The 26,770-nt window shown below is 66.8% G+C and carries 24 protein-coding genes; 5 read left to right on the top strand and 19 right to left on the bottom strand.

Features of this window, described 5'->3' with window-relative positions; translation table 11 throughout:
• Window positions 1-70 precede the first annotated feature (70 nt).
• From EXV95_RS15770 to cysC, 6 genes are all read right to left on the bottom strand, one after another.
• On the bottom strand, window positions 71-1,711 hold the full coding sequence (locus EXV95_RS15770) for a hypothetical protein (protein WP_228897149.1): 1,641 nt from the start codon (window positions 1,709-1,711) through the stop codon (window positions 71-73).
• A gap of 420 nt (window positions 1,712-2,131) precedes the next feature.
• The gene (locus EXV95_RS15765) at window positions 2,132-2,845 is read right to left on the bottom strand and encodes a Bax inhibitor-1 family protein (RefSeq protein WP_176887560.1); all 714 of its coding nucleotides are present in this window, start codon (window positions 2,843-2,845) and stop codon (window positions 2,132-2,134) included.
• Between the two features lie 86 nt (window positions 2,846-2,931).
• Window positions 2,932-3,507: a hypothetical protein gene (locus tag EXV95_RS15760; protein ID WP_176887559.1), complete on the bottom strand. Its 576-nt coding sequence runs from the start codon at window positions 3,505-3,507 to the stop codon at window positions 2,932-2,934.
• A gap of 307 nt (window positions 3,508-3,814) precedes the next feature.
• Window positions 3,815-4,375: a single-stranded DNA-binding protein gene (ssb, locus tag EXV95_RS15755; RefSeq protein WP_055400317.1), complete on the bottom strand. Its 561-nt coding sequence runs from the start codon at window positions 4,373-4,375 to the stop codon at window positions 3,815-3,817.
• A gap of 128 nt (window positions 4,376-4,503) precedes the next feature.
• Window positions 4,504-5,682: an MFS transporter gene (locus EXV95_RS15750; protein WP_176889067.1), complete on the bottom strand. Its 1,179-nt coding sequence runs from the start codon at window positions 5,680-5,682 to the stop codon at window positions 4,504-4,506.
• 193 nt (window positions 5,683-5,875) lie between these two features.
• Entirely contained in the window at window positions 5,876-6,472 is a 597-nt protein-coding gene (cysC, locus tag EXV95_RS15745; protein WP_055400369.1) for an adenylyl-sulfate kinase, read from the bottom strand.
• A gap of 113 nt (window positions 6,473-6,585) precedes the next feature.
• Here cysC and uvrA point away from each other — a divergent pair, with 113 nt between their 5' ends.
• Window positions 6,586-9,642 (top strand): excinuclease ABC subunit UvrA, encoded by a 3,057-nt coding sequence (gene uvrA, locus EXV95_RS15740; RefSeq protein WP_176887558.1) that lies wholly within the window; start codon window positions 6,586-6,588, stop codon window positions 9,640-9,642.
• Between the two features lie 67 nt (window positions 9,643-9,709).
• Here uvrA and EXV95_RS15735 read toward each other — a convergent pair whose 3' ends face one another.
• Complete coding sequence (locus tag EXV95_RS15735; protein ID WP_176887557.1) at window positions 9,710-10,681, bottom strand: alpha/beta hydrolase; 972 nt, start codon at window positions 10,679-10,681, stop codon at window positions 9,710-9,712.
• Between the two features lie 53 nt (window positions 10,682-10,734).
• Window positions 10,735-11,331, bottom strand: coding sequence for a hypothetical protein (locus EXV95_RS15730; protein WP_176887556.1), 597 nt, complete (start codon window positions 11,329-11,331; stop codon window positions 10,735-10,737).
• Window positions 11,332-11,559: 228 nt separating this feature from the next.
• Between EXV95_RS15730 and EXV95_RS15725 the strand changes: the two genes are divergently transcribed.
• Both EXV95_RS15725 and EXV95_RS15720 read left to right on the top strand, forming a co-directional pair.
• Complete coding sequence (locus EXV95_RS15725; RefSeq protein ID WP_176887555.1) at window positions 11,560-12,333, top strand: response regulator; 774 nt, start codon at window positions 11,560-11,562, stop codon at window positions 12,331-12,333.
• Complete coding sequence (locus tag EXV95_RS15720) at window positions 12,330-13,739, top strand: ATP-binding protein (protein ID WP_176887554.1); 1,410 nt, start codon at window positions 12,330-12,332, stop codon at window positions 13,737-13,739. The genes EXV95_RS15725 and EXV95_RS15720 overlap by 4 nt, the downstream gene beginning before the upstream one ends.
• A gap of 130 nt (window positions 13,740-13,869) precedes the next feature.
• Here EXV95_RS15720 and EXV95_RS15715 read toward each other — a convergent pair whose 3' ends face one another.
• The gene (locus EXV95_RS15715) at window positions 13,870-15,852 is read right to left on the bottom strand and encodes a methyl-accepting chemotaxis protein (protein WP_176887553.1); all 1,983 of its coding nucleotides are present in this window, start codon (window positions 15,850-15,852) and stop codon (window positions 13,870-13,872) included.
• Window positions 15,853-16,110: 258 nt separating this feature from the next.
• Here EXV95_RS15715 and EXV95_RS15710 point away from each other — a divergent pair, with 258 nt between their 5' ends.
• Together EXV95_RS15710 and EXV95_RS15705 are read left to right on the top strand one after the other, a co-directional pair.
• Complete coding sequence (locus tag EXV95_RS15710) at window positions 16,111-16,551, top strand: acyl-CoA thioesterase (protein WP_176887552.1); 441 nt, start codon at window positions 16,111-16,113, stop codon at window positions 16,549-16,551.
• Window positions 16,548-17,522, top strand: a complete 975-nt coding sequence (locus EXV95_RS15705) for an EamA family transporter (protein WP_255484754.1) — start codon at window positions 16,548-16,550, stop codon at window positions 17,520-17,522. The genes EXV95_RS15710 and EXV95_RS15705 overlap by 4 nt, the downstream gene beginning before the upstream one ends.
• 118 nt (window positions 17,523-17,640) lie before the next feature.
• On the opposite strand, the gene EXV95_RS15700 is transcribed toward EXV95_RS15705, so the two are convergent.
• The 10 genes from EXV95_RS15700 to fmt form a co-directional block, all read right to left on the bottom strand.
• The gene (locus tag EXV95_RS15700; RefSeq protein WP_176887551.1) at window positions 17,641-18,645 is read right to left on the bottom strand and encodes a succinylglutamate desuccinylase/aspartoacylase family protein; all 1,005 of its coding nucleotides are present in this window, start codon (window positions 18,643-18,645) and stop codon (window positions 17,641-17,643) included.
• Window positions 18,642-19,616 carry a tripartite tricarboxylate transporter substrate binding protein gene (locus EXV95_RS15695; protein WP_055400334.1) on the bottom strand — a complete coding sequence of 325 codons (975 nt, stop codon included), beginning with the start codon at window positions 19,614-19,616 and terminating at the stop codon, window positions 18,642-18,644. The genes EXV95_RS15700 and EXV95_RS15695 overlap by 4 nt, the downstream gene beginning before the upstream one ends.
• Window positions 19,617-19,740: 124 nt before the next feature.
• A complete protein-coding gene (locus EXV95_RS15690) occupies window positions 19,741-20,637 on the bottom strand; it encodes a LysR family transcriptional regulator (protein ID WP_121421629.1) in 897 nt (298 codons plus the stop codon).
• Between the two features lie 56 nt (window positions 20,638-20,693).
• Window positions 20,694-21,521: an orotidine-5'-phosphate decarboxylase gene (pyrF, locus tag EXV95_RS15685; protein ID WP_121508156.1), complete on the bottom strand. Its 828-nt coding sequence runs from the start codon at window positions 21,519-21,521 to the stop codon at window positions 20,694-20,696.
• Between the two features lie 191 nt (window positions 21,522-21,712).
• A complete protein-coding gene (locus tag EXV95_RS15680; RefSeq protein WP_055400340.1) occupies window positions 21,713-22,270 on the bottom strand; it encodes a FlgO family outer membrane protein in 558 nt (185 codons plus the stop codon).
• Window positions 22,267-22,956 (bottom strand): hypothetical protein, encoded by a 690-nt coding sequence (locus EXV95_RS15675; RefSeq protein ID WP_055400342.1) that lies wholly within the window; start codon window positions 22,954-22,956, stop codon window positions 22,267-22,269. The genes EXV95_RS15680 and EXV95_RS15675 overlap by 4 nt, the downstream gene beginning before the upstream one ends.
• 209 nt (window positions 22,957-23,165) lie before the next feature.
• Window positions 23,166-24,365, bottom strand: coding sequence for a phosphoglycerate kinase (locus tag EXV95_RS15670; protein WP_176887550.1), 1,200 nt, complete (start codon window positions 24,363-24,365; stop codon window positions 23,166-23,168).
• A 238-nt stretch (window positions 24,366-24,603) separates the two neighbouring features.
• Window positions 24,604-24,942 carry an AzlD domain-containing protein gene (locus EXV95_RS15665; protein WP_142150961.1) on the bottom strand — a complete coding sequence of 113 codons (339 nt, stop codon included), beginning with the start codon at window positions 24,940-24,942 and terminating at the stop codon, window positions 24,604-24,606.
• A complete protein-coding gene (locus EXV95_RS15660; RefSeq protein WP_176887549.1) occupies window positions 24,942-25,766 on the bottom strand; it encodes an AzlC family ABC transporter permease in 825 nt (274 codons plus the stop codon). The genes EXV95_RS15665 and EXV95_RS15660 overlap by 1 nt, the downstream gene beginning before the upstream one ends.
• Window positions 25,763-26,752, bottom strand: a complete 990-nt coding sequence (fmt, locus tag EXV95_RS15655) for a methionyl-tRNA formyltransferase (RefSeq protein ID WP_176887548.1) — start codon at window positions 26,750-26,752, stop codon at window positions 25,763-25,765. The genes EXV95_RS15660 and fmt overlap by 4 nt, the downstream gene beginning before the upstream one ends.
• Window positions 26,753-26,770: the final 18 nt, after the last annotated feature.

The following is a 26,770-nucleotide window of genomic DNA, read 5'->3' as shown; positions in this document are numbered from 1 at the left end:
CCACAGGGGTACCGCAGTGATTGCCCGATTGGAGCACCCCCCGCCTAGCGCGAGGGGTGCTCCCTTGCCGTTACGGCGTGGTCTGCTTGGCGCCCACAAACACGGTGTGGGCACGTGTGCCAGCCACGGACAACCCGGCAGTCAGAATGCGCAGGCCAATGACCTTGCCATTCGCATCGAACTGTGCCGATGCCGAGCCGGACTGCGGCGGGCCCGAGGACAGGCCACAGGTGATGGGTGCGTTGGGGCTGTTGAGGTAGCCGAATGCCTCGACGCGGTACAGGTTCAGACCACTGCCCAGTTCGCCCAGGAGCTTGCCCGCCACTTCACAGCCGCTGGTGGTCAGGCCCGTGATGGCGCCATCGGCAAACACCGTCAGCGTTGTGGTGTCGCCACCAAAACCCGTGCCAGCCATCTTGTAGGTACCAACGATCAGGGCCGCGTTGGGCACCTTGCCGGAGGGCAGGGCGTACAGCGGGTCTGGCGTCACGCTGAAGCGGGTGGGGAAACCGCCTGGCTGCGTTGGGTAGCTGAAGCTGCCGCTGAACAGGCCGGCGGTGCTGGTGCCATCGCCACTTTGGAGCGTGCCGTCGATCAGCACGGACTCGTTGTAGGCGCCCGTGTTGGCCAGCAGGCGGTTGAAGAACACGCCGTCGTTGGCCGTCACAAAACGGTTGTTCGTGACGTTGTTCTCGTAGCGGATAAGGCGGCCATACAGCGCGTTGTGGTCCAGGCTGCTATTGGTGTAGAAGAACAGGCCGCCGTCCGGCAGCACGCTGCCCCAGACGGTCGTATCGCCAATCACGCCTGCAGGCAGCGTGAAGGAGCCCTGCCAGTTGCCTGCCACCGACAACGGCGTGGTGGAAGGCGGCACGGTGGTGCGGGGGTCGGCAATGCCGTTGAGGGTGAAGGTGTTGTTCGGACCCGTTGCATTGCGCGTGAACACCCAGATGCCGTTGGGCACCCCTGCCGCATCAAACCGCAGCACGGCGATGCCGGATTGCTGCGTGCCGCTGGCCTCGCAGGAGGTGGTGTCGCCCGACAGATTGAGCGTCATCGAATACAGCGGGGAGTCTGCGGCGCGTGGCGTGGCTGTGCCCGTGACCAGGCAGCCGCCGATACGGCCCGAGAGCTGGCCCTGTGGGGTGACGGTGAGCACCCATCCACCGCCAAACAGGCCGGTACCCCGGTAGGTGCCCTCGACCAGGCTCGCGCGTGCGGGGTGGAAGTTCAGGCTGCTGTACGAGAGCTTGATCGGCACCACCGCGCCAGACGCAGCCGCCGTCTGCACCGGGTCGGAGTAATTGCCGCTGATGCCGTCGGTGCGGCCGATCTTGCCGCTGTTCGATGCCGTGCCACGCAGCGTCAGGCCCGTGGCAAATTTGCCGTCCTGGACCGAGTAGTACGTGACGCCAGTGGCCAGCACCGCCGTGACGTTGACATTCAGGCGCCCGTAAAACGCATCAAAGCCCGCTGCGCCCGGGGCCTCGCGTGCCATGTAGAACTCGCCCCCGGTGCCCAGCGGGCCGGGATCGATGTAGCCCACCACCTGCCGCTGCGCAGCGCCGGTGCCCACCGTGCCCTCCCACACGCCACCGGGGTATTGCTGTACGCCAGGGGCGGGGCCCACGTCTTCGCCGTCGGACGAGCCGCCGCCGCAACTGGCGAGCAGGGCCGCACAGGTCAAGGATAGCCAGAAGTATTTGCGCATGATGGACAGAAAGAGGATCAGTGGGTAATGGGGATTCGTCGAGATGCCGCCGTGGCGCGCGAGGCGTTATCGACGGGCCAGCGAGCGCGCACAGGTGCATGCTGGCTGTCTTGCTGTTTCTAATTGTGCCAGCAGCGGGCGCAAGGGACGACAGGAAAATGGCATGCCGGAGTTGGGCGGCAGGCTGTGGGGCTGCGGTGCGCCCATGGGAATGCGACCTCGGATGTCGGCTGGGCCACGCCTGTCAGGTGCACCTGAATGCATCTACGATCATTTGCTATCAATAATATAGCTATTGCCGCTTATTCATCAAGCGCTAGAGCCTGTTTTTTCTTGGATTTCAGCCTGCTGCAAAGAAAAGGGCCGACCCCTTTGCAGGAGCCGGCCCTTGCCACCGCGCGGGGCTTCGAGGATGGTGGCTCAGTCGTCGTTGGTCGCCAGGCTGATCAGGATGCGCAGCACGTACCAGAGCATCAGCGCGATCGAGGCAAACAGGTGCAGCGCAGCGCCCGCAGGGCGGTCGGCGGGGTAGTCGTGGATGATGCGCGAGGTGTCGTACAGCACGCAGGCGCCGGCAAACAGCACCATGATCCCTGAGAACCAGATGCCCAGCTTGAAGCCAAAGATGGCGCCGGCAATGATGGTGCCCAGGGCCACCAGGCCGCCCACCTTCAGGATGCCCCCCAGGAACGAGAAGTTGGTCTTGGTAGTGAACGCCGTCCAGGTGAGCGCGCCCACCAGCAGCAGCGTGATGAAGGCCGCAGCGCCAATGGCACCGGGGGCCACGATCTGGGCGATGCCGAACATCGGCGCGAAGATCAGGCCTTCGGCCAGCACATACAGGCCCAGGCCCATCAGCTGTGTTTGCTGGCTCTCTGCGTTGTCGGCCATGTACGAGGCCAGCCAGCCCACCAGCATGAACGCGCCCATGACGCCCAGCCACAGGAACTTGTTGCCGCTGGCCAGCAGCATCTTGGCCGCTGTGCCGGAAAATCCGGTCGCCATCAGGACGGCGGAAAGCACCACGAAGGCCAGCATGGCCACACCGAGGTGCTTGTAGGTAGCCACGATGAAATCGCGCCGTTCAAACGGTGCGCCTTCCGGCGTCGAAGGGGTCAGGACATTGGGATTCATGGCGTATTCCTCGCTCTGTGTGTTGGTTGTGAAATCACGGGAGGGGCGCACCAGGCGCCTCCTCCCTCCCTCTCTGTGAAAAATTCTCAGGCCGCGCTGAGCTGCTGGCTGGAGTCCGCTGCACGCAGCCTGCGGTTGGACCACACACCGGCGGCGCCGATCAGCGTCAGCAGGATCGCGAAGATCCAGGTGCCAGCGCCGCTGAAGGACCGGGCGGAGGACGCTGCCTCGGCCTGCAGGCGCTGCCTGGTGGTCTCATAGCTGATCACGGGCTTGCCATCGACCGCCACTTCGTACACCAGGTCGTTGTCGCTCTTGTCCACCAAAGCGGTGATCTTTTCGTCGATCAGGTTGCCCACCAGTTCCTGGGGTGTGCTGTAGTCGATGCGCAGCTTGCGGGCCTCGGCGCCTGCGCCATCGGCCTGGACGCTGATTTCGTAGAACTGCTTGGTAGCGCGGCGCTTGCGCTTGACGGTGACCTCCGAAGCCTGCGTCACCGTGCCTGTCACGGTCTGCAGGCTTTCCCGCGCTGCGTAGGCATGGTCGCCATCGGCCTTCCATCCGCTGTACAGCGACAGGCCGATCAGGCCGGGCCCGGCCAGTAGCAGCAGCCACGCGTAACCGGTGATGAAAATCAAAATCTTGCGAACAAAGCCTGGCATGGCTATCCCTCTCTTGTGCTGTTGAATGTTGTTGTGACTAACCAGAATTTGCTGGCGGCACCGCAGGCCAGCCGCCAACAAGCGCCCGATGATCTTCGAGTTGGGCGCAACCGGTGTAAGAAAGTGTTGGCGCCGTTGTCCCCGTGCCGCACTGGACAAACTGGGGGGGTGGGGAGGGCGCTGGCCGTTGTAGAAGAAGCGCCGCGTGCTGTTGACTCAGCGCTTCTTGACCATCGTGCGGGCGCAAAAAAAAGGCCCGCAGCGTCTGTGCTGCGGGCCTTTTTACAAAAGCTGGAAAGCGCGGCTTTTAGAAGGGGATGTCGTCATCCATGTCGTCAAACCCCGAGGCTGCGCGGGGTGGCTGTGCCACGGGCGCAGGCGCAGGGCGCTGGGCAGGGGCCGCCATGGGGCGTGGTGGGGGCGCGGCGCGGCGGGGGGCCTGGTCGTAGCCGCCGCCCTGGTCGCCACCACCGTAGCCGCCATCGTCGTAACCGCCGCCTTGCTGGCCACCACCCTGGCCGCCGCCCATGCCCTGGCGGCTGCCCAGCATCTGCATCTGGTCAGCACGGATCTCGGTGCTGTACTTTTCCACGCCGCTCTGGTCGGTCCACTTGCGGGTGCGCAGGCTGCCTTCCACGTACACCTGCGAGCCCTTGCGCAGGTACTGGCCAGCGATCTCGGCGAGGCGGCCGTTGAAGACCACGCGGTGCCACTCGGTGGCTTCCTTCATTTCGCCAGACTGCTTGTCTTTCCACTTGTCGGTGGTGGCAATCGTCACGTTGGCCACCTGGTCGCCACTGGGGAAAGTGCGCATTTCAGGGTCGCGGCCCAGGTTGCCGACGATGATGACTTTGTTTACGGATGCCATGGTGCTGTTTTTGCCTTAAAGGGATGAAAGAAGCGCCGGATTTGGAGAAGGATTCCGGGCGCCAAACGCGCCATTGTGCCGCAACCGGCTCGCAATGGAAGCTCTGGCGACATGGCTCAATCCACCACTCAGTGGCCGCCGCGCCCCACGGGCCGCAGGGGCCAGGTCAGTACCAGCCACAGGGCCGTGAGCACGGTGGTGGCGGCAAACAGGCCCGGCGCGCCGGCCCATTTCACCAGGGCGCCGCCCAGCGCGCCGCCCGCAAACAGGCCCAGCGATTGCAGCGTGTTGTAGCTGCCCAGCGCCGCGCCACGCAGCTGTGGCGGCGCCATGCGCGACACCAGGCTGGGCTGGCTGGCCTCCAGCGCGTTGAATCCGCAGAAAAACACAAACAGCAACGACCCCAGCACCCACAGTGTGGGTGTGCCGCCGCTGCCCGCCAGCAGGCCCAGGCCTGCCTGCACCAGCAGCACCAGTGCGATGGCACCCAGCAGCGCGGCGCGCAGCCTGCCCGCACGCTCCAGCGCAAACAGCCCGCCCATGGCCGCAAACGAGAGCACCACTGCAGGCAGGTAGACCTGCCAGTGGTGGTCTTTGGTAAGGCCCGCCTGCACCAGCATGGCCGGCACGGCCACCCACATGGACAACTGCACGGTGTGCAGAACGAAAACCCCCAGGTTCAGGCGCAGCAGGTCGGGGTGGGCCCACACATCGGCCAGGCGGCCCCGGGGCGCATTCTGGTGCTGCGCGGTTTCTGCAGGCACCCACCAAATCACCACCGCCACGCCCGCCAGCGCCAGGGCGCAGGTCAGGCCAAAGAGGCCCGCCAGCCCGATGTGGGCCGCCAGCACCGGCGCCGCTACCAGCGCAACTGCAAACATCAAGCCGATGCTGCCGCCCACCAGCGCCATGGCCTTGGTGCGCACGGCGTCGCGGGTCTGGTCGGCCAGCAGGGCGGTTACGGCGGCCGACACGGCACCGGCGCCCTGCAGCGCGCGGCCCACCAGCAGCCCCGTGAGCGAATCGGCGAGTGCGGCCAGCAGGCTACCCGCTGCAAACACCAAAAGACCCAGCACGATCACGCGCTTGCGCCCAAACCGGTCGGAGGCCATGCCCAGCGGCAACTGCAGTACCGCCTGTGTCAGTCCGTAGATGCCCATGGCAAGACCGACCAGGGCGGGGTCATCCCCACCGGGGTACTTGCGGGCCTCAAGGGCAAACACGGGCAACACCAGGAACAGGCCCAGCATGCGCAGCGCAAAGATCAGCGCCAGGCTGAGGCTGGAGCGGCGCTCCTGCGGGGTCATGGCGTTGCCGGAAGGCGATGGCGACAGGGGCGGCGGGGCAGCGCCCGCAAGTGAAGAAGGAGAATCCGGCACGGTGGTGCCCTATGGGGCAGGTAAAGCAGGGATTTTCGCCCATTGGGCAGGAGTTGTGATTCGCGTGGGCATGTGCGGGGCGTGACACGGCCAGCAAGGCATGGCTGACCGGCCCAAAGGCTCACAGCAAAGCGCAGATCCGCTGCACGCATTCCTGGGGCGTGAGCTGGGCTGTGGGCAGCACCAGCTCGGCGGCCAGCGGTGGCTCGTAGGGCGAATCAATGCCCGTGAACTGGCGCAACTCGCCCGTGCGGGCCTTGCGGTACAGGCCTTTGGGGTCGCGCTCTTCGGCGAGTGCCAGGGGCACATCGACAAACACTTCCAGGAAGTCGCCCGGGGCAAACAGTTCCCGGGCCGCCTGGCGTTCTGCGCGGAAGGGCGAAATGAAAGCCACCACCACGATCACGCCCGCGTCCACAAACAGGCGAGCCACTTGTGCGACACGCCGGATGTTCTCTGCCCGGTCCGCGTCCGAAAACCCCAGATCCCGGTTCAGCCCCTGGCGGATGTTGTCGCCGTCCAGGATGTAGGTGCGTTTGCCCTGGCGATTCAGTTCCCGCTCCAGCGCATTGGCAATGGTCGATTTGCCCGCACCCGACAGGCCGGTGAGCCAGACCACCCGGCCGGGGTGGCCTCCCAGCTGCTCGCGCTCCGCACGGGTCACGGTCAGCGCCTGGGCATGGACATGGGGGACGTGGGGGGGTGTGGGGTCGGTCACTTTGGCGTTGGCAAATGAATGTGGCGTGCAATGGTACTGGCATGGCAGCAGCTGCAACACAGGGCATGGGGCTTGACCTATCATGGTCGGTTTCCCTGCTGTTTCCCCACTCCGTGACCGACTCCCATTCCCCCACCGATGCCCAAGCTGCCGACAGCAGCGGCCTTTACCTCGCCCGCGCCCTGCGTGAGCAGCGCATCAGCATCCGGGGGGCGCGCACGCACAACCTCAAGAACATCGACCTCGACATCCCGCGCAACCAGCTCGTGGTGATCACCGGGCTGTCGGGCTCGGGCAAGTCGAGCCTGGCGTTCGACACGCTGTATGCCGAGGGCCAGCGGCGCTATGTGGAGAGCCTGTCGGCCTATGCGCGGCAGTTTCTGGGGCGGCTCGACAAGCCCGATGTCGACCTGATCGAAGGCCTGTCGCCCGCCATCAGCATCGAGCAGAAGGCCACCAGCCACAACCCGCGCTCCACAGTGGGCACGGTGACCGAGATCCACGACTACCTGCGTCTGCTGTACGCCCGCGCTGGCACGCCGTATTGCCCCGACCACAACCTGCCACTGGCCGCGCAGACCGTGAGCCAGATGGTGGATGCCGTGCTGGCCCTGCCCGAAGACACCAAGCTCATGCTGCTGGCGCCCGTGGCGCGCGAGAAGAAGGGCGAGTTCACCGAGCTGTTCGCACAGATGCAGGCGCTGGGCTACGTCCGCTTTCGGGTGGATGGCCAGATCTACGAGCACGAGAACCTGCCCGCGCTCAAGAAAACCGAGAAGCACAACATCGACGTGGTGATCGACCGCATCAAGGTGCGCGCCGACCTGCAGCAGCGCCTGGCCGAGAGCATCGAGGCCGTGCTGCGCGTGGGCGGGCACGAGGGCAATGGCCGCGTGCTGGCGCTGGAGATGGACACGGGGCAAGAGCACCTGTTCAGCAGCAAGTTCGCCTGCCCCGTCTGCAGCTATTCGCTGCCGGAGCTGGAGCCGCGCCTGTTCTCGTTCAACTCGCCCATGGGCGCGTGCCCCGCGTGTGACGGCATTGGCCAGCGCGATGTGTTCGACCCGGCGCGTGTGGTGGCCTTCCCCACGCTGAGCCTGGCCAGCGGTGCCATCAAGGGCTGGGACCGGCGCAACGGCTACTACTTTGCGATGCTCGAGAGCCTGGCCAAGCACTACGCGTTTGACATCGAGGTGCCGTTTGAATCGCTGCCCGCGCCGGTGCAGCACGCCATCCTGCACGGCTCGGGCGAGGAAGAAATCGCTTTCAGCTACATCATGGACAGTGGTGCCTCCAAGGGCAAGGTGTATGCCAAGAAGCACCCGTTCGAGGGCATCATCCCCAACATGTCGCGGCGCTACCGCGAGACCGATTCGGTGGTGGTGCGCGAAGACCTGGCGCGCTTTCGCAGCACCCAGCCCTGCCCCGAATGCCACGGCACGCGCCTGCGCCGCGAGGCGCGCCACGTGCGGCTGGGCGAGGGCGAGCAGGCCCGCGCCATCTTTGAAGTGAGCCACGCCACACTGAACACCGCCCACACCTGGTTCAACGACCTGAAGCTCACGGGCGCCAAGGCCGAGATCGCCGACAAGGTGGTGCGCGAGATCGCCACGCGCCTGCAGTTCCTGAACGACGTGGGCCTGAGCTACCTGAGCCTGGACCGCAGCGCCGAGACCCTCTCCGGCGGCGAGGCGCAGCGCATCCGCCTCGCGTCACAGATCGGCTCGGGCCTCACGGGCGTGATGTACGTGCTGGACGAGCCCAGCATCGGCCTGCACCAGCGCGACAACGACCGGCTGATTGCAACCCTCAAACACCTGCGCGACATCGGCAACAGCGTGATCGTGGTCGAGCACGACGAAGACATGATGCGCGCCGCCGACCATGTGATCGACATGGGCCCCGGCGCGGGCGTGCACGGCGGGCGGGTGATGGCGCAGGGCACGTATGACGAAGTGCGCAGCAACGCGCAGTCGCTCACGGGCCAGTACCTGTCGGGCGCGCGCACCATTGCCGTGCCAAAGCGCCGCACGCCCTGGCTGCCGGTGCTCGAGCAGGCTGCACCCGTGGTGGAGGCCAAGGCCAAATCGCGCTTTCCACAGACTGAGGCGAGCAAGCGCCGCGCCGAGCGCATGGCCGAACACCATGCCCGCCAAGGCGCGCTGCAGGCGCTGCGCGTGGCAGGCGCCACGGGCAACAACCTGAAGGGTGTGACGGTGGACTTCCCCGTGGGGCTGCTCACCTGCGTGACGGGCGTGTCGGGCTCGGGCAAGAGCACGCTGGTCAACGACACGCTGTACGCCGCCGTAGCCCGCCAGCTGTACCGCGCGCACGAAGAGCCAGCCGAGCACGACGAGATCGTGGGCATCGAGTACTTCGATAAGGTCATCAACGTCGACCAGAGCCCCATCGGCCGCACGCCACGCAGCAACCCCGCGACCTACACCGGCCTGTTCACACCCATCCGCGAGCTGATGGCTGAGGTGAACACCGCCAAGGAGCGTGGCTACGGCCCTGGGCGCTTCAGCTTCAACGTGGCCGGTGGCCGCTGCGAGGCCTGCCAGGGCGACGGCGTGGTGAAGGTGGAGATGCACTTTTTGCCCGATGTGTACGTGCCCTGCGACATCTGCCACGGCCAGCGCTACAACCGCGAGACACTGGAAGTGCTGTGGAAGGGCAAGAACATCGCGCAGATTCTGGAGTTGACGGTGGAGGACGCCGCCGCCTTCTTCAAGGACGTGCCCACTATCGCGCGCAAGCTGCAGACGCTGCTGGATGTGGGCCTGTCGTACATCCGCCTGGGCCAGGCCGCCACCACGCTCTCGGGCGGCGAGGCGCAGCGCGTGAAGCTGGCGCAGGAGCTGAGCAAGCGCGACACCGGCCGCACGCTCTACATCCTGGACGAGCCCACCACGGGCCTGCACTTTGCCGACATTGACCTGCTGCTCAAGGTGCTGCACCAGCTGCGCGACGCGGGCAACACCATCGTCATCATCGAGCACAACCTCGACGTGATCAAAACCGCCGATTGGCTCATCGACATGGGGCCGGAGGGTGGTGCGGGCGGTGGCACCGTGGTGGGTGTGGGCACGCCGGAGGAGCTGGCGGCCAACCCGGCCAGCCATACGGGGCGGTATCTGGCGCCCTACCTGCGGGCGAAATCTGAATGAAAATGGCTGCTAGCGCTTATCTACAAAGCGCTAGCAGCTATTAATTCAGTAGTAATTTGCCGCTACATCACTGCAGACGACGGGCCACCTCAGCGTCCAGCGATCCCATGAAGGCCTCCACCGCGCGGGTGTAGTCGCTGTCCAGGCCCAGTTGGGCGTTGATTTCGCCATGGTCCAAGTCCTGCGGCAACACTTCGGCGCGGCCGCCCTGGTTGCGCACATGGCGGGCCATGGCATCGGATTGCTGGCACGGGTCGTCCGCACGCTGGGCCGAGCACACCATCTGCATCGGCGGAGCGCCCGCCGTCCACTGGTGGAAGGGCGACATGGCCACCCAATAAGCCGGGTCAGCGCCAAATGCGTCGTCGTACAGCGGAAGGTGCGGGGCGCGCATGCGGGCGGGCACGTTCATCATGGCGCTGTCCAGCGAGACCGTGCCCAGCCACGGCCAGGCGCCTTCGCGCAGTGCCTGCGGGGCGCGGGCATTGAGCAGGGCCACCAGGTGGGCACCGGCCGAGTGGCCCATGAGGATGAAGCGGCTCGGGTCCCCGCCCCAGGTGCCCGCGCGCTGCTGCGCGGCCATGAGGGCGGCCTGCACATCGCGCTCCTGCACGGCCACAGGGGCATCGGGCAGCATGCGGTAATTGATGGAGATGAGGATGAAGCCCTTGGGCACCCAGCGGTTCACCTTCTCCTGCACCACGCGGCCCATGGCCTTGTCGCCATGCCGCCAGCCGCCGCCATGCACCATGAAGATGACCGGCGCGCGCACCGCGCTGGCTACCAGGCTGTTGGTGCCCGTTGTGGGACTGGTGGGTACATATACGTCCATGCGCTGCGCCGGGTCGGTGCCGTAGGGCACATCGGCGATGCGCTGCACGCCTGCAGACAGGACGGCCGGTGCAGCGGCGGCCTGCTTTTGTGCGATGAGGGCGCGCAGGCGGCCGCCGTTGTGCGTGGTGGTCTGGGCCTGCGCACTGGCAGTGGCCAGCGTGAGCGCGGCGAGGGTGGTCAAGGTGAGGGTGCGGCGCAGGGACATGGCAAGGCTCCTGAGTTCAGAGGGTGGCAATCGATGGCTGGGTCCAGACGGTGTTAAGGCCGCGTTGGACAAGCCATGGCTGCGCCGCTCGCGTCGTAGCAGGTGGCGCTGCGGTTCAAGCCGCTGTCCTTGCTGTAGCGGCTCTGCGTCTGCACGCTGTTGCCGGTGACCGCACTGGTGGCGGTGGTGCTGCGGGCCTGCTCCACGCTGCCGTCGGCATTGCGGCTCGCCCCGCCGCTGCTGTGCAGGCTGCCCTGGGCATTCTGGGCGGACACCGTGCCGCTGTGGCTGGTGCTGCCGTCAACACTGCGGGTGGTGCTGCCCTGGCGTGCGGCTACCCCGCCCTGCGCGCCCACGGTGGCGCCGCGGCGGGTCACGCTGCCGTTGCCCTGCCCATCGGTGGTGGCGGTGCGGCCGCGCAGCATCGCGCCGTTCGGGCCACTGCGGGCCACGCCGGTGTGGGTGGTGGTACTGCCATCGGCGTTGTGTTCCACGCTCCGGCGGGTGCGGGCCTGCGCTTCGGTGGGGGCTGCCAGCGCCAGCACGGCGCTCAGCCCCAGGGTGGCGAGGGCGGGTAACACGAGCACACCCGCTGCCAGCGCGGGGCGGGGCAGCAGGTCGTTGTCAGCGGGGTGGGGCAGCAAAGGCATGGTGGTCAACTCCTTGGGGTTTGCCTTGGGGTGTGGCATGGCTGTACTGTGGGTCCCGGGTGTGAGCCATTGATGGCAGAAATCCGCCGATGTATGACAAACCATGACAAACGACTGCGGCTCCGTCATGCCTTGTCATGGCTGAGGGTGCATGGCCCGCCGTACCGTCCAAGTAGCGCCTACCATTGCCACCACGCCGCCTTCACTTGCCACGTTGCTCCCTGCCCCATGACCGACCCCCTGGCCAAAATCCTGGTCGCTGATGACGAGCCCGACCTGCGTGCCCTGCTGCAGCGCTACCTCAGCGACCAGGGCTATACCGTGCGCACGGTCGATGGCGCGGGCCCGCTGGATGTGCTGCTGCAGCGCGAGCGCTTCGATGTGCTGGTGCTCGATGTGATGATGCCGGGCGAGGACGGCCTGGCCATCTGCCGCCGCCTGCGTGCGCAGGGCGAGACCATTCCCATCCTCATGCTCACCGCACGCGGCGACCCGGTGGACCGCATCGTGGGCCTGGAGATGGGCGCCGACGACTACCTGCCCAAGCCCTTCAACCCGCGTGAGCTGCTGGCCCGGATCCAGGCTATGGTGCGCCGCCAGCGCGTGCTGGGCGCCCACACCGGGCCGCGCCAGGTGGGCGGGTGCATTGTGTTTGGCGCGTTCACCCTGTGGCTGGACGAGCGCCGTCTGGTGCGCAACGGCGGTCGCGACGACAACCACAGTCAGGGTGCGCAGGACGTGCCCCTGACCACCGGCGAATTCGCACTGCTGCAGGCGCTGGCCCAGCAGCCACACCGACCGCTCGGGCGCGACCGGCTTATCGCGCTGGCCTATGGGCCCGACCACACCGCCACCGACCGCAGCATCGACGTGCAGGTGATGCGCCTGCGCAAGCTCATCGAGGCCGACCCGGCCCAGCCGCGCCACATCCGCACGGTGTGGGGCGTGGGCTATGTGTTTGTGCCCGATGGCATTGCGCATGGCGGGGGGCGCCAGCCATGATGGCCTTCGCAACCAGCCGCCGCTGGGGGCTCTGGCCGCGCAGCCTGCTCGGGCGCAACCTGCTGCTGATGGCCGTGCTCATCGTGCTGGGGCAGCTGGTGGCGGCGGTGCTGGTGCGGCAGATGATCTTCAAGCCCCGTGTCGCGCAGGTGGCCGATGGCGTGGCGCGCAATGTGGCTGCGCTGCGTGCGGGGCTGCAGGCACTGCCCGCGGCGCAGCGTGTGGCATTTGTCGAGGCGTTCAACCGGCAGGCCGTGTTGTCCGCACCGCCCGTTGCGCCGGAGAGCGCTGCGCGGCGCGCGCTGCTGTCGCCCCTGGAGCGGCAGTTTGTGCAGGCCGTGTCGCGCCGTCTGGGTGCGGACGATGCTGCAACACAGACACCGCGACCGACGCAGCCGCCGCAACCGATATGGCGCCGCGACAGCACCGGCGTGCTGTCCCTGCGTGTGGTGCACGAGGGCGCGGAGGGGGCCGAGAGCTATTGGCTCAACCTGCCCAGCGTGTTCCCCACGCGCGAGTTCACCGGCGCCTGGCTGGTGGCCACGCTGGCCAGCATGCTGCTGGCGCTGCTGGGCGCGTGGTGGCTGCAGCGCCACATCAACCGCCCGCTGGTGCAGGTGGTGGGCGCGGCGCAGCAACTGGCGCACGGCCAGTCGCCCGCAACCCTGCCGGATGATGGGCCCGAAGAAATCGCCACCGTGGCGCGCAGCTTTAACCAGATGGCACAGAGCCTGGCCGCCGCCGACCACGAGCGCGCCCTGATGCTGGCCGGTGTGTCGCACGACCTGCGCACGCCGCTGACCAAGCTGCGCCTGGGGGTAGAGATTGCGGGGCCGCAGGTCGATGCGCCGCTGGCTACGAGCATGGTGCGCAGCATCGACGAGATGGATGGCATCGTGGGCCAGTTCCTGCAATTCGCACGCAGTGGTGAGGCCGAGGCGCCGACCGCCGCATCGCTCAACGACCTGGCCCAGGCCGTGGCCGAGGCGCAGGCCGACCATGGCCGCGCGCTGGTGCTGGAACTGGGTGCCCTGCCCGACGTGCCCGTGCGCCCCCAGGCCCTGCGCCGCGCGCTGGACAACCTGGTGGAAAACGCCTGGCGCCACGGTGCGCCGCCGGTGGTGTTGCGCACGGGGGCAGACGCCACCCAGGTATGGCTGGAGGTGCAGGACCAGGGCCCCGGTATCACCGCCGAAGAGATCGACCGCATGCGCCAGCCTTTTGCGCGCGGCGGTGGTGCGGCGCGTGCGGGCGCACCGGGGGCCGGGCTCGGGCTGGCGATTGCCGAGCGCGTGGCGCGCGCCCATGGGGGTGCGCTGGAGTTGCACAGCGCCCCCGGCCAGGGGCTGCGTGCGCGGCTGGTGCTGCCGCTGGCGGGGCCGGGTGGTGAGCCTGCGACGGCGTGAACGGATGCGCAACGGAGGAGCGAGCGGGCTGCCCGGTCCATCTGCCGCTCCGCGCAGCGCCGCGGAGCCACGGGGCGCGCAGAGTTTGAATATAAATTGCCGCTAGCGCTTGATGGGTAAGCGCCAATAGCTATTGAATTCGTAGCGAATTTGTGGGGCGTGGTGCCCTGTGCTGGCCCTGGCCTTCGTCCCCCAGACGGAACACCGACACCACATGCACCAGGTCTTCGGCCTGGTTCTGCAGGCTGCTGGCGGCGGCGGCCATTTCCTCGACCAGGGCGGCGTTTTGCTGCGTGACCTGGTCCATCTGCGTCACGGCCTCGCCCACCTGGGCCACGCCCAGCGATTGTTCGTGGCTGGCCGCGCTGATCTCGCCCACGATGTCGGTCACGCGGCGGATGGATGCCACCACCTCCGTCATGGTGCTGCCGGCGCGGTCCACCAGGGCCGTGCCTTGTTCCACGCGCTCCACGCTGGCGCTGATGAGGGCCTTGATCTCGCGCGCGGCCTCGGCACTGCGTCCGGCCAGGCTGCGCACCTCGCTGGCCACCACGGCAAAACCCCGGCCCTGCTCGCCCGCGCGGGCCGCTTCCACAGCCGCGTTGAGCGCGAGGATGTTGGTCTGGAAGGCGATGGAATCGATCACGCCGATGATGTCCGAGATCTTCTGCGACGCGGCGTTGATGCCCTGCATGGTGTTGACCACCTGGGCCACGACCTCGCCGCCCTGGGTGGCCACGGTGCTCGCGCTCGCGGCCAGCTGGCTGGCCTGCTGGGCGCTGTCGGCGTTCTGGCGCACGGTGGCGTTGAGCTGCTCCATCGAGGCGGCGGTTTCTTCGAGCGCACTGGCCTGGCTTTCGGTGCGGGCCGAGAGGTCGGTATTGCCCTGGGCAATCTGCACGCTGGCCGTGGCCACGTTTTCAGAACCGTTGCGCACCTGGCGCACCACCTGCGTGAGCTGGCTGCGCATCTGCTGCAGCGCTTGCAGCAGCTGGCCGACTTCGTTGGTGCCGTGGGCCAGCGGGGCGCCGCTCAGGTCACCCTGCGCCACGGCGCGTGACAGCGCCACGGCCTGCGACAGCGGCACCGTCATCGAGCGCACAAACACCAGTGCCATGCCGCAGGTGGCCGAGAGCGTTACGACCAGCGCCAGAGCCTCCCACAGCAGCCCCCGCTGCAGGTCGGACACCCGGGCCTGCAGCGCCTGGTCCAGGCTGGCCATGGACAGGTTGTTGAGTGCGTTCAGCGCTTCGATGGTGCGGGTGAAAGCGTCGAAATAGTCCTTGGAGGGCAGCTGGAGTTCGCTGGCGTTGATCACATCGCGCTCGGCCATCTGCAGCGATTGCTGGATCTGGCCCTGCACGGCCTGCGCGCTGCTGCCCAGGGCGCGCTTCAAATCGGTGTTGCCCTGCAGGGCGCGGTCCAGTCCCCGGAAGGTGTCGGCCTGCAGCTCGGCCACACGCTGCTGCAGCACCAGCAGCTGGCCCTTGCCCTGGGGCGTCAGCTCGTGTTTGCCCAAGGCGCTGGCGCCTTGCGCGCGCAGCATGCCCAGCTTTTCGCCCAGCATGGGCGCCTGCACCAGCGAGGCCTGGATCAGCGCATGCGTGTCGGCGTCGGGGTCGATCTGCAGGCCATAGGCATGCAGCAAGGATTCGTTGAGCTGCAGCAGCGACGCGATGAGCTGCGTGTGCTGCGCCGTGCTCTGGGCCTGCTCGATGCTGCGTGCGGCCACGGCCTGCTCCAGCGTGCGCCAGGTCTGCTGGGCCTGGGTCCAGGTGGCCATCTGGGCGGCGGGCACCTTGGCAGCCGCAAAGCGGGTGGTGGCATCGTCCAGCGCCGCGTTGACGGCATCGCGCGCAGCGGGGCGGCGTGCTGCCAGGGTCTCGTCGCCGCCCAGCATGCCCACCGACAGGCCCCGGTGCACCTGCATCTGCTGCACAAGGCGGGTGATGGCCTGCGCAGGGACCATGCCCTGCGCCTCGTGGCGCGCATGGCCAATGGCGTGCAGAGCATCGCGCACCGTCAGGTAGGTGGGCAGCGCGCTCATCATGAGCCCGAGTGTCCCCAGGATGAGGAATTTTTCGAGCAGGTTCAAGCGGTGAAGAAGGGACATGGCAGTACGCGCACGGTGGGTGTGTGCGCAAAAGGGTAGACCTCAGGGGGCGGGGTGTCGGCACCCGCCGACTGGGATGCGGCCCTCCATCAGGCCGCGCGGGATGTAACGCAATGTAGGGGGCTGTTTTGAGTAGGGTTTTGACTCAGGTCAATTTTCGCCACCTGCGGGGCGTCTTTGGAGGCATGGAGACGGGGCAGCGGCAAATGGCGCGCTGGAGAATAATGGCCCCAACATCCGCCCCTTGGAGCACCTGGCATGCAATCGATCACCCTGCGTTTCCTGGCGTCTCAAAGCACCCTGCCCCAGGCCGGCCGTGTGCCCGGTGGCACTGTGCTGCGCTGGGTGGACGAGGCCGGGTTTGCCTGCGCCAGCGCCTGGGCCAAGGGGCCGTGCATCACTGAGTTTGTGGGCGGCGCGCATTTTGTGCACCCCATTCGCCCGGGGGATCTGGTGGAGGTGCATGCGCGCCTGGCGTCCACCACCGACACCGCCATGCAGCTGGCCGTGGAGGTGCGAAGCGGTGGCATCCATGGCGAGCCGCTGCAAGAGGTGCTGCACTGTGTGGCGGTCTACACCGCCGTGGATGCCGATGAGCAGCCCCGCGCCATCGACAAATGGAGCCCCGAAACCCCCGGCGACATGGCCCTGGCCCAGCGGGTGAAGGCACACATCGACGCTGCGCGGGCTGCGCAGTGACGGCGCCTGTATCCGGCCCTCCAGGCCCGGTAGGTGGCCCGCTGCGTGCGCGCGACCTGCTGGCCGCCCTAGTGGTGGTGGTCCTGTGGGGCGTCAACTTCGTTGCGATGAAATGGGGGCTGCGCAGCTTCAGCCCCTTTCAGCTGGGCGCCGCGCGCTACCTGTGTGCCGCCTTGCCGCTGGTGCTGCTGGTGCGCCCGCCGCGCATGCACTGGCGCTGGGTGCTGTTGTTCGGGCTGTTCCAGGGCGTGGGGCAGTTCGGTTTTCTGTTTGTAGGGCTCAAGGTGGGCATGACGGCCGGGCTGGCCAGTGTGCTGCTGCAGACGCAGGTGTTCTTCACCGCGCTGTTCGGCTTTGCACTGCTGCGCGAGCGGCCGGGGTTGCCCTTGCGGTGGGGCATGGTGCTGGCCGCGCTGGGGCTGGTGTGTTTTGCGATGAACTACGTGGGGCCGGGCTCTGGCGTGGGAGTGGCGGCGGCCACCACGCTGGCTGGTTTGTTGCTGACGCTGTGCGGCGCCGCCATGTGGGCCTCTTCCAACATCGTGGCGAGGCTGGCGCAGCAGCACAGCCCGGGGTTTGACCCGCTGGCGTTTGTGATCTGGAGCAGCCTGGTGCCGGTGCTGCCTTTTGTGGCGCTGTCTGCCGTGTTCGACCCTGACGCCGCACGCTGGCTGCAGTGGCAAACGCTGGCGGACGTGCCCTTGCTGTCGTGGGCGGCTGTGGCCTACCTGGGCTGGGCGGCCACCATTGTTGGCTATGCGCTGTGGACCAACCTGCTGCAGCGCTACCCTGCCAACCGCGTGGCCCCCTTCAGCCTGGCGGTGCCGGTGGTGGGACTCACCGCAGGCTGGCTGCTGCTGGACGAGGGCGTGGCGCCCTGGCAGTGGGCGGGGATTGTGCTGGTGGTGGCAGCTCTGGCCTGTGTGGTGTTGGGGCCAAAAATACAAGCAAAAATGGCCTCTAACGCTTGATGGATAAGCACTAACAGCTATTAAATTTATAGTATTTGAAGGGGGAGAGGCGGGGGCTCCTGCCACCCACCGCCTCTGCAGTGCGCCTGTTGCGCCGCTACTGAGCTGTTGCTAAGCGCTACAGCGCCCTGCGCCGCGCGAACCGCACCACCGTCACGCCCGCGCGCGCCTGGCGCACCGACGGCATCACCAGCACGCAGTTGTCATACGGCGTGGTCACCGGCAAACCGTCGTTGTCGCCGATTACGGTGCCAGCCTTTTCAAACAGCTCCAGCCCAGTGTAGGGCGCCACAAAGCGGAAGGCGCTGCTGGTGGCCACCACGGGGCCGGTCACCTCCAGCGCCCACTGGCGGGGCGCATCGGGCAGGCGCCAGCCCGGCAGTTGCTGCGCCAGGGCGTCGGCGCTCAGGGCGCCGGACTGTTCGATGAAGCGCACGCACTGGTCCTGTGCCACGGCGCGGCTGGCCGGGTCGCCATGGAAGCCACATTCAATGAGCAGCGAACGGATGCTGTTGCCGTGGTCGTCTTCCAGCGCGCCAAACCGGCCGTAGTCGCGCATGCGCACGCCGTCCTTGTGGCCCGCATCCACCACGATGTGCTCGGGCGAGCGCATGGCGCGCGCCAGTTCCAGGTTGCGCGGCTGGATACCGGTGAGCAGCAGTGGGGCCGAGGGCTCGTGCATCGAGTGGATGTCGAGCAGCCAGTCCGCCTGCGCCACAAACGGGCGCAGCGCGGCGGCGCGGCGGCGCTCGTTGGTATCGGCTGCGTCGATGCGCTCGTCCAGCCATTGGCGGTTGAGGTCTTCGTCGGTGAAGCGCGAGGCGTCGTGGTTGCTCGCGTCAAACCGGTCGAAGGCATCGAGGTTGCAGAACGCCAGCGTGAGCGTGCCCCGCTGCGGCCGCACGCCCGCTTCGAGCAGGCCCTTCAAGGCCCAGGCGCCGCACAGCTCGTTGCCATGCACCAGCGCGCTGACCATCACGTGGCGGCCGGGCTCGCCCGAGTCGAAATGCCAGACGCCTTCGGTGCCGGTGTTGCCAACGCGCCAGGCGGTGATGTCGGGCGCGGGCAGCTCGAAAGCCAGCGGTGGAACGGCCGTGTTTTGGGGGGCGGTGCTGCTGCTCATTCTTCGATCTTGGCGAATTCCACAATCTTCTTGTACTTGGCGACTTCGGCCGCCAGGAACTGGTCGATGTTGACCGTGGTCGCAGCCACGGTGGAGCCGCTGGCTTCCATCTTCTTCTTGAAATCGGGCGACTGCAGGGTGTCGTTCAGCGCCTTCTTCACCTTGTCGAACACCGGCTTGGGCAGGTTGGCCGGGCCCATCAGCGCAAACCACACGCCAATGTCCACGTTCTTGTACTGCGGGGTTTCGGCCAGGGCCGGGATGTCCGGTGTGGCGGCGGAGCGTTTGGCTTCGGTGGTGCCGAGGGCAATCACCTTTCCGCTCTTGATGTGTGGCAGGCCGCTGGAGAGCACGAACACGCCATATTCCAGGTTGTTGCCCATGAGGTCGTTGGTGAGCGGCGCGACGCCCCGGTAAGGGATGTGCGTCATGAAGAGCTTGCCCTGCTCCTTGACCATCTCGCCCGCCAGGTGCAGCGAGGTGCCCACGCCCGAACTGCCGTAGCTGAACTTGCCCGGGTTCTTGGATACCTTCTGCGTGAACTCGGCCAGGTTCTTCACGCCCGCGCCGGTGGATGCCACCAGCACCAGCGGTTGCGAGGCGATGAGGCCGATGGCGGTGAAGTCCTTCACGTCGTACTTCACCTTCTTGGTCACCAGCTTGTTGATGGCAATCTCGTTGCTGGCGCCCACCAGAAAGGTGTAGCCGTCGGGTGCGCTGCTCGCCACCTTCTGTGCACCAATCGCGCCGCCTGCGCCGCCTATGTTTTCAATCACCACCGGTACGCCCAGCTTGGCACTCAGCTCCAGGGCCACGTTGCGGCCGGTCAGGTCGGTGCTGCCGCCGGGTGGGTAGCCCACCACAATGGTGATGGGTTTGGAGGGATAGGCATCCTGTGCGAACGCTGGGGCCGCCAGGAGGGCCATGCCACACAGCAAGGCGGTGCGGCGCAGGGAGGGAGTGTTTTGCATGCGGGGCTCCAGTGAAGTTCTTGTGGGTGGAGCCATTGTGAAAAGGCGGGCACACGTCTGTGGTGCTGAAATGGCACTGAGGTGTGCCAAATGGGTTCTGCCCCCTCGGGCAAACCCTGGGATGTCAACGCTGTGCCAGGGCTTTCCAGAGCGCTTCGGCCACGGGGCCGAGTCGGCGTTTGGGTCGGTACAGGCGCACGTCGAAACGCACTTCCATGCGCGCATCGCCCGCAGGCGCAAGCCGTTTGGCCTGGCAATCGGCGTGCACCATGGACCAGGGCAGCCACGCCACGCCCAGGCCTTTTTGCACGTATTCGTAGTGCGCGTCGGCCGAGTCGCACTCCACCACCCGCTGCAGCCGGGGCGCATGCGGGTTCTGGGACAGATGGTCTTCCACCAGCCGCCCCAGCGCGAGCTGGGGGGCATAGGCCAGGTAGGGCACGGGCAGGTGGTCGTGCCCGAAGCGGTGCAGCGCCTGCCCTTGTGCCGTCGCCCGCGAAATGGGCACCAGCCGGTCGGACGCCACCGTGACATGCATGAACTGGCGCGCATCCAGCCGTATCGCCAGCGCCGGGTGGTGGTACACGAGCGAGAAGTCGGCTTCACCCCTCTCCAGCAGGGCCACGGTGTCTGCCAGGGCGCGGGTGCGTATGCACAGCTCGGCGTTTTGCAAAATGGGCTGCAGCCGCACCAGCCAGTCGGCCACCACCGTGCGTGCCAGCGTGCGGCCGGTGGCCAGCGTCACGGTGCGGGCCTGCCGCCCGGCCAGGCTCTGCAGCTCCTCATGCGACTGCGCCAAGCTGCGCGCCATGTGGCCCGCAGTTTCCAGAAAGCTCTGCCCGGCAGGCGTCAGGGTGACGGGGCCGCCACCGCGCTCCACCAGCGGCGTACCCGCCCAGGCCTCCAGCGCGCGGATGCGGCGGCCAAAGGCGGGGTGCGTGACATGCCGCAGCTCGGCTGCCCGCGTGTAGCTGCGCTCCTGCGCCAGCACGATGAAGTCTTCGAGCCACTTGAGCTGCATGGGTGTGATCCGGGTGCAGCTGGGGCGCGAAGGTTGTCGGAGCTGAAAGTGGGGTGTTAGCGCGCGCGGGCTGCTTCGAGCACCGCGCGGGTGCGCTGGGCCTCGGTGCGCGCCGCCGCTGCAAAGTCGTCGCCCTTGGATGCGTACAGGATGGATCGCGACGAGTTCACGATGATCGGCCCGCCATCGCGCAGCCCGGCGCGCACGGTGGCAGCGGCGTCGCCACCCTGGGCGCCCACGCCTGGGATCAGCAGCGGCAGCGTGGGCGCAATCGCGCGCACGCGCTCGATCTCCTGCGGGTAGGTCGCGCCCACCACCAGGCCCAGCTGGCCGTTCTTGTTCCACGGCCCCTGCGCCAGGCGCGCCACATGTTCGTACATCAGCGGTTGTCCCTCCACGCTGGCCAGGCGCTGGGTCTGCAGGTCGTCGCCGCCGGGGTTGGAAGTGCGGCAGAGCAAAAACGCGCCCTTGCCGTGGTAAGCCAGGTAGGGCTCGATGGAGTCGAAGCCCATGAAGGGCGACAGTGTGACCGCATCGGCACCGTAGCGCTCGAAGGCCTCTTTGGCGTACTGCTCGGCCGTGGAGCCAATGTCGCCGCGCTTGGCATCCAGGATCACCGGCACATGCGGTGCGTTGGCGCGCATGTGCTGCATCAGGCGTTCGAGCTGGTCTTCGGCGCTGTGGGCGGCAAAGTAGGCGATCTGTGGCTTGAAGGCACACACCAGATCGGCCGTGGCGTCCACGATGGCGGCGCAGAAGTCATAGATCTTGTGCGCATCGCCCTGCATTCCCGCAGGAAACCGCGTGGGCTCCGGGTCCAGGCCCACGCACAGCAGGGAGTTGTTTTGCGCCGTGGCGTCGCGCAGCATGTCGGTGAAGGTCATGGGGCCTGATTTTAGGTGGGGTGACAAACACCGCCGCACGGTTTTCTGCCCACCGCTGCGGCGCAGAGGACTCCGGGGTGTGGTCACGAGCCCGCAGTGGACAACAAAAAAGGCCGTCGAGACGGCCTTTTTTGGGGTGGTTCGGGAGTCCCCGTACGCAGGAGGAGCCCCTCTACCGAATTCGCATTCCCTCAGCGCGGTACCGCCAGCAGGCGCTGCACATCGCGGTCGTTGGGCAGTGCGTAGTCGTGACCGCGGATGATGCGGCTGTCTTCCGTGCGCACGAGCTTCAGGCTCACGTAGGTGAAATTGGCAGCGGCCGAGTAGGTGCCCACCAGCACCAGCGAGGCATTGTGGCTGCGGGCGATATCCTTGATTTCGCGGGACAGCAGCAACTCGCCAGCACCTTCGCGCACGAACACGTCGCCGCGCAGCTTGATTTCCTTCACGTTGAAACCGCTGGCCGCCATGTGCGAGGCGTATTGCTCGGACAGCGTGCGGCCCAGAGGGGCCGAGCGGCTCAGGTCGTTCACGTTGACCACGGTGGCCACCAGGACAGGGCCGCTGCCTGCTGCGCTCAGGTCGAAACCGGCGGTCAGCTTGGCCACAGCATCGCGGCTGCTGGTCAGGAACTGGTTGTTGGCGGCTTCCTGGTAGGTCGGATCGGTGCGCGTGGGCGCGCCATTGTTGGCACAGCCGGCCAGCAAAGCTGCTGCGGCCAGCGCGGTCAGAAGTGCTGCGGTTTTCATTGCGAAACTACCTTCATATTGACGTTCTTGTAGTACGACGGACGCATGAACAGCGGCGTGTCCGCGTTCTCGAGGTAGTACACATCGGTCTTGCGGGCCACATACTGGCCGCCGCGTGTGACCGTGGTGGTCAGGATCAGCTCGGTGTTGGTGGGGCCGCCCGAGTTGATGCTGGCGCCGTAGTCAGCCAGCGAGGTGGCACCCAGCGCGGCCAGCAGCTGCAGATCCAGGTGCTCGTGACGCAGCCCGTAGGCTGCCATCAGGCCCGCAGCGATCATCGTGAACTGGCCAGGAATGAAGTGGGGGCGGGGGCTGTTGTGACGAACCACCTGCGTGTTGTACGTCACGTTGAGTGCCTGGCCAGGATCCTGCAAAACAGGCGCACCGCTTTGCACGAGCTTGGTGATCAGGAAATCACGGAATGCCAGATCGAATGCGCTCGGGTTGGGGGGCAGCGCGACATGCAACTGCGTGCCAGGGGCCATGCCGGTCTTGTCGAGCGTGCTGAGGGTTTGCGCCACCACGTCGTTCGAGACCAGTTCCCAGTGGCCCGCCGAGCGGACCTTGGGTTGTACCGTCAGCTCAAAGTTCTCCGCCAGGGGAATGGGCGAACGATAAGCACATCCCGCCAAAGTAGCCACAGCGCCGGCCAATACCGCCAAGCTGACTGCCTTTGAAAATTTCATGATTCCCTCCTACGGACTTTGAGAGGCGGGGACATGAACAGATACATCCCACGCGATTGAAAAATAATTCTGGGCGCGATACTCAACAAAAACAAGAAAAAATTGAGGTAACTGCGCCCAGACACACGCAATTCGTTGTTTTTGGTCACAGATTGGCGTGCTTGCTTACGCGTGGCTGCATTTGCTTGTACCGGCGAGCGTAACAAATTTCAAACGATGGTAACGAAGCGTTTTTCAAGAATTTCGAACGCGGGCAGCGTCTTGCCTTCCAGCACTTCCAGAAAGGCGCCGCCGCCGGTGGAGATATAGCCCACCTGTTTTTCGATGCCGTATTTGGCGATGGCCGCCAGGGTGTCGCCACCGCCAGCAATGCTGAACGCGGGGGATTCGGCGATGGCCTTGGCAATCTCGCGGGTGCCGTTTTCAAAGGCCGCGAATTCAAACACGCCCACCGGGCCGTTCCAGACGATGGTGCCTGCGGACTTGAGCTGGGTGGCCAGGCGGGCGGCGGTTTCGGGGCCGATGTCCAGGATCAGATCGTCCTCGGCCACGTCCTTGGCTGCCTTGACGGTCGCTGGGGCATCGGCGGCAAAGGCCTTGGCGGTGACCACATCGGTGGGGATCGGCACTTCGGCGCCGCGCGCTTTCATGGCGGCGATCACGGCGCGCGCTTCGTCCAGCAGGTCGGGTTCGGCCAGGCTTTTGCCGATCGGCAGGCCCGCCGCCAGCATGAAGGTGTTGGCAATGCCGCCGCCCACGATGAGCTGGTCCACCTTGTCGGCCAGGCTCTTCAAGATGGTGAGCTTGGTCGAGACCTTGGAGCCCGCCACGATGGCAGCCAGCGGGCGCTGGGGATGGGCAAGTGCTTTGGTCAGGGCGTCGATCTCGGCCGACAGCAGTGGGCCAGCGCAGGCAATCGGGGCAAATTGAGCGATGCCGTAGGTCGTGCCTTCGGCGCGGTGGGCGGTGCCAAAGGCGTCGTTCACGAAGATGTCGCACAGCGCAGCCATCTTGCGGGCCAGGTCTTCCTTGTTCTTTTTCTCGCCCACGTTCAGGCGGCAGTTTTCCAGCAGCACGACCTGGCCAGGGGCGACGGTGACGCCGTCCACCCAGTTCGAGACCAGCGGAACATCGCGGCCCAGCAGCTCGGCCAAGCGTGCGGCCACGGGGGCCAGCGAGTCCTCGGGCTTGAACTCACCCTCGGTCGGGCGGCCCAGGTGGCTGGTCACCATAACGGCCGCTCCGGCGTCCAGCGCCATGCGGATGCAGGGGATCGATGCGCGGATGCGGGTGTCTTCGGTGATGCGGCCAGCATCGTCCTGGGGAACGTTCAGGTCGGCACGGATGAAAACGCGCTGGCCTTGGGCCTTGCCTTGGGCGCACAGATCGGAAAAGCGGAGGATGTTCATGGCGGGAGGGGTGGATTGAATCGGGCTCTTGAGGGCTGCCATTTTAGTGAGCTAAGCCCATGCGGCTCCCGCGCCCGTGCCAGTGCAACCGCGGAACTGGCTCTGCCAGGCCCCTGGCGTCGTCCCCCTGGGGGCTGAGGGGCAGCGGCTCCAAGCCTGCCTGCGCAGGCTTGGACTGCACCGAAGAGCCACCGCCTCTGGCGGCGGCACTGACGCACACGGCTCAGGAGGTGCTTCTCTACCAATTCCAGCCGATGTGCAGCGGCAGGTACACCACCATGCCCACCACGATGGTGCCCAGGATGCCGCGCCGCCAGAAGTAGTAGGCAGTGGCACACAGGACGGCAGGGATGCGCGCGTCCATGAACGTGCCGATGAGTTCGCCCTGGGTCATCAGGATCTCGGGCGCGATCACGGCGGTGAGGGCGGCCAGCGGTGCGTACTTGAGCCCGCGCTTGAGCCAATCAGGCAGCGGCAGCTCGCGCTCGGGGATCATGAAGAACGAGCGCGACACCACCGTGATCACGGCCAGGCCGAAGATGGCGATGGCGGGTTCGATCCAGGACCCGTCGTTCATCATGGATGGCGCTCCTCGCGCAGTGGCACGACGTCGCCCGCCTCGACCTGCTCGCGTTCTTCAGGGGGCAGCACGCTGTCGGCGGGCAGCAGGACCAGTTCGGGCTTGTGGCGGCGGCGGTCCACTGCTTCCATCAAGAGGCCCGCAGCCACCGCCGCCGCAATGGCCACCAGGATGTTGAGCTTGAGCGGCAGTGCAAACGCGGCAATTGCAGCCGTGGCGGCGACCCCGGTGGCCAGCCAGGTGGCCCGGTCAAACAGCAGCGACAGCAGCACACCCAGCAGCGCCAGCACGCCCGCAAACCCCAGGCCCCAGGACAGCGGCACGGCATTGGCCAGCAGGATGCCCGCGATGGACGGCACCTGCCAGGCCAGCCAGTTGGTGCTGGCCGCACCCCAGAAATACGGCACCTGCTCGGGTTGGGGGCGCGGCTCCGGAAAGCGCTTCATGAAGGCCACGTAGATCACATCGCCGCTGAAATAGCCCACCGCCAGGCGCTGGCGCAGCGGCAGGTGCGCGAAGTAGCTGCGCCACATGCTGCTGAAGATCACAAAACGCAGGTTCACACAGCTCGCCGTGAGCCAGACCACCCACAGCGGCGCGCCCACCGCCATCAAAGGGATGACCGCCAGCTGCGCGCTGCCGGCATACACCACCAGCGACATGAAGATGGCCATCCCAACGGGCAGCCCGCTCTTGACCATGACCACACCGGTGACCAGGCCCCAGGCCCCGATGCCCACGGCCGTGCCCGCCATGTCGATGGCGGCCACGCGAAAGGAGGGGTGGCGCAGCGTGTTGCCGATGGCGGCCCGGCGGCTCATGCCGGTGTCGCGGCGGTGGTGGGCGCAGCGCCCAGCACCATGCCGGGCTGCAGGTCAAAGCCCCGCAAGAAATCGGCCGCTGCGAGCCGCTTGCCCCCCGCGCGCTGCAAGGTGGTCAGGCGCAGCGTGCCTTCGCCGCAGGCGACCGTCACTCCGTAGCCATTTACCGACAAAATTTGGCCCTGGCGCTTATCCGTATTCGATTTATTGCTATCAATTTCATAACTCCACACTTTGATCGTTTCCCCGGCGCATTCGGTGCTGGCTCCGGGGAACGGGTCAAACGCCCGAATACGCTGGCCGATCACCGTGGCGGGCAGCGACCAGTCGATGGTGCTCTCGGCCTTTTCGATCTTGTGGGCGTAGGTGATGCCCTCGGCGGGCTGGGGCACGGCCTTCAGCCCTCCACAGGCGGCCAGCTCCAGAGCCTCCACGATCATGCGGCCCCCGAGCGCGGCCAGCCGGTCGTGCAGGGTGGCGGTGGTGTCTGTGGGCGCAATGGCCAGCCGCTCCATCAGCAGCATGTCGCCGGTATCCAGGCCGGCATCCATCTGCATGATGGTGACGCCGGTTTCTGCATCCCCGGCCTCGATGGCGCGATGGATGGGCGCGGCTCCCCGCCAGCGGGGCAGCAGGCTGGCGTGGATGTTCAGGCACCCTTGGGCCGGGAGATCCAATACCCACTGTGGCAGGATGAGTCCATAGGCGGCCACCACCATCACATCGGCCTGCGCAGCCACCAGCGCATCTCGCGCGGCAGCTGCATCGTCGGGGTATTTGCCGTCAAGGCGCAGGCTGCGGGGCTGCGCCACCGGGATGCCGTGCTCCAGCGCGCATTGCTTGACGGGGGAGGCCTGCAACTTCATGCCGCGCCCCGCGGGGCGGTCGGGCTGGGTCAGGACCAGGGGCACCGTGAACCCTGCGGCCAGCAGCCGCTCCAGCGCCACGCGGGCAAATTCGGGCGTGCCGGCAAAAATGACTCTCATGGGAAACCGTTGTCAGGA

This window comes from Acidovorax sp. JMULE5, from assembly GCF_013376875.1.
Lineage (GTDB): Bacteria > Pseudomonadota > Gammaproteobacteria > Burkholderiales > Burkholderiaceae_C > Acidovorax > Acidovorax facilis.
This window is presented reverse-complemented; position numbering and strand designations above follow the sequence as displayed.

What these genes read in the sequence shown, in the direction of transcription:
- ssb (WP_055400317.1), bottom strand. Translation starts at nt 4,375, where the DNA reads ATGGCATCCGTAAACAAAGTCATCATCGTCGGCAACCTGGGCCGCGAC.
- EXV95_RS15710 (WP_176887552.1), top strand. Translation starts at nt 16,111, where the DNA reads ATGCAATCGATCACCCTGCGTTTCCTGGCGTCTCAAAGCACCCTGCCC.
- EXV95_RS15725 (WP_176887555.1), top strand. Translation starts at nt 11,560, where the DNA reads ATGACCGACCCCCTGGCCAAAATCCTGGTCGCTGATGACGAGCCCGAC.
- EXV95_RS15680 (WP_055400340.1), bottom strand. Translation starts at nt 22,270, where the DNA reads ATGAAAACCGCAGCACTTCTGACCGCGCTGGCCGCAGCAGCTTTGCTG.
- EXV95_RS15720 (WP_176887554.1), top strand. Translation starts at nt 12,330, where the DNA reads ATGATGGCCTTCGCAACCAGCCGCCGCTGGGGGCTCTGGCCGCGCAGC.
- EXV95_RS15660 (WP_176887549.1), bottom strand. Translation starts at nt 25,766, where the DNA reads ATGAGCCGCCGGGCCGCCATCGGCAACACGCTGCGCCACCCCTCCTTT.
- EXV95_RS15750 (WP_176889067.1), bottom strand. Translation starts at nt 5,682, where the DNA reads ATGACCCCGCAGGAGCGCCGCTCCAGCCTCAGCCTGGCGCTGATCTTT.
- EXV95_RS15765 (WP_176887560.1), bottom strand. Translation starts at nt 2,845, where the DNA reads ATGAATCCCAATGTCCTGACCCCTTCGACGCCGGAAGGCGCACCGTTT.
- EXV95_RS15700 (WP_176887551.1), bottom strand. Translation starts at nt 18,645, where the DNA reads ATGAGCAGCAGCACCGCCCCCCAAAACACGGCCGTTCCACCGCTGGCT.
- EXV95_RS15715 (WP_176887553.1), bottom strand. Translation starts at nt 15,852, where the DNA reads ATGTCCCTTCTTCACCGCTTGAACCTGCTCGAAAAATTCCTCATCCTG.
- EXV95_RS15675 (WP_055400342.1), bottom strand. Translation starts at nt 22,956, where the DNA reads ATGAAATTTTCAAAGGCAGTCAGCTTGGCGGTATTGGCCGGCGCTGTG.
- EXV95_RS15665 (WP_142150961.1), bottom strand. Translation starts at nt 24,942, where the DNA reads ATGAACGACGGGTCCTGGATCGAACCCGCCATCGCCATCTTCGGCCTG.
- EXV95_RS15760 (WP_176887559.1), bottom strand. Translation starts at nt 3,507, where the DNA reads ATGCCAGGCTTTGTTCGCAAGATTTTGATTTTCATCACCGGTTACGCG.
- EXV95_RS15735 (WP_176887557.1), bottom strand. Translation starts at nt 10,681, where the DNA reads ATGTCCCTGCGCCGCACCCTCACCTTGACCACCCTCGCCGCGCTCACG.
- EXV95_RS15730 (WP_176887556.1), bottom strand. Translation starts at nt 11,331, where the DNA reads ATGCCTTTGCTGCCCCACCCCGCTGACAACGACCTGCTGCCCCGCCCC.
- EXV95_RS15690 (WP_121421629.1), bottom strand. Translation starts at nt 20,637, where the DNA reads ATGCAGCTCAAGTGGCTCGAAGACTTCATCGTGCTGGCGCAGGAGCGC.
- EXV95_RS15770 (WP_228897149.1), bottom strand. Translation starts at nt 1,711, where the DNA reads ATGCGCAAATACTTCTGGCTATCCTTGACCTGTGCGGCCCTGCTCGCC.
- fmt (WP_176887548.1), bottom strand. Translation starts at nt 26,752, where the DNA reads ATGAGAGTCATTTTTGCCGGCACGCCCGAATTTGCCCGCGTGGCGCTG.
- EXV95_RS15670 (WP_176887550.1), bottom strand. Translation starts at nt 24,365, where the DNA reads ATGAACATCCTCCGCTTTTCCGATCTGTGCGCCCAAGGCAAGGCCCAA.
- pyrF (WP_121508156.1), bottom strand. Translation starts at nt 21,521, where the DNA reads ATGACCTTCACCGACATGCTGCGCGACGCCACGGCGCAAAACAACTCC.
- EXV95_RS15695 (WP_055400334.1), bottom strand. Translation starts at nt 19,616, where the DNA reads ATGCAAAACACTCCCTCCCTGCGCCGCACCGCCTTGCTGTGTGGCATG.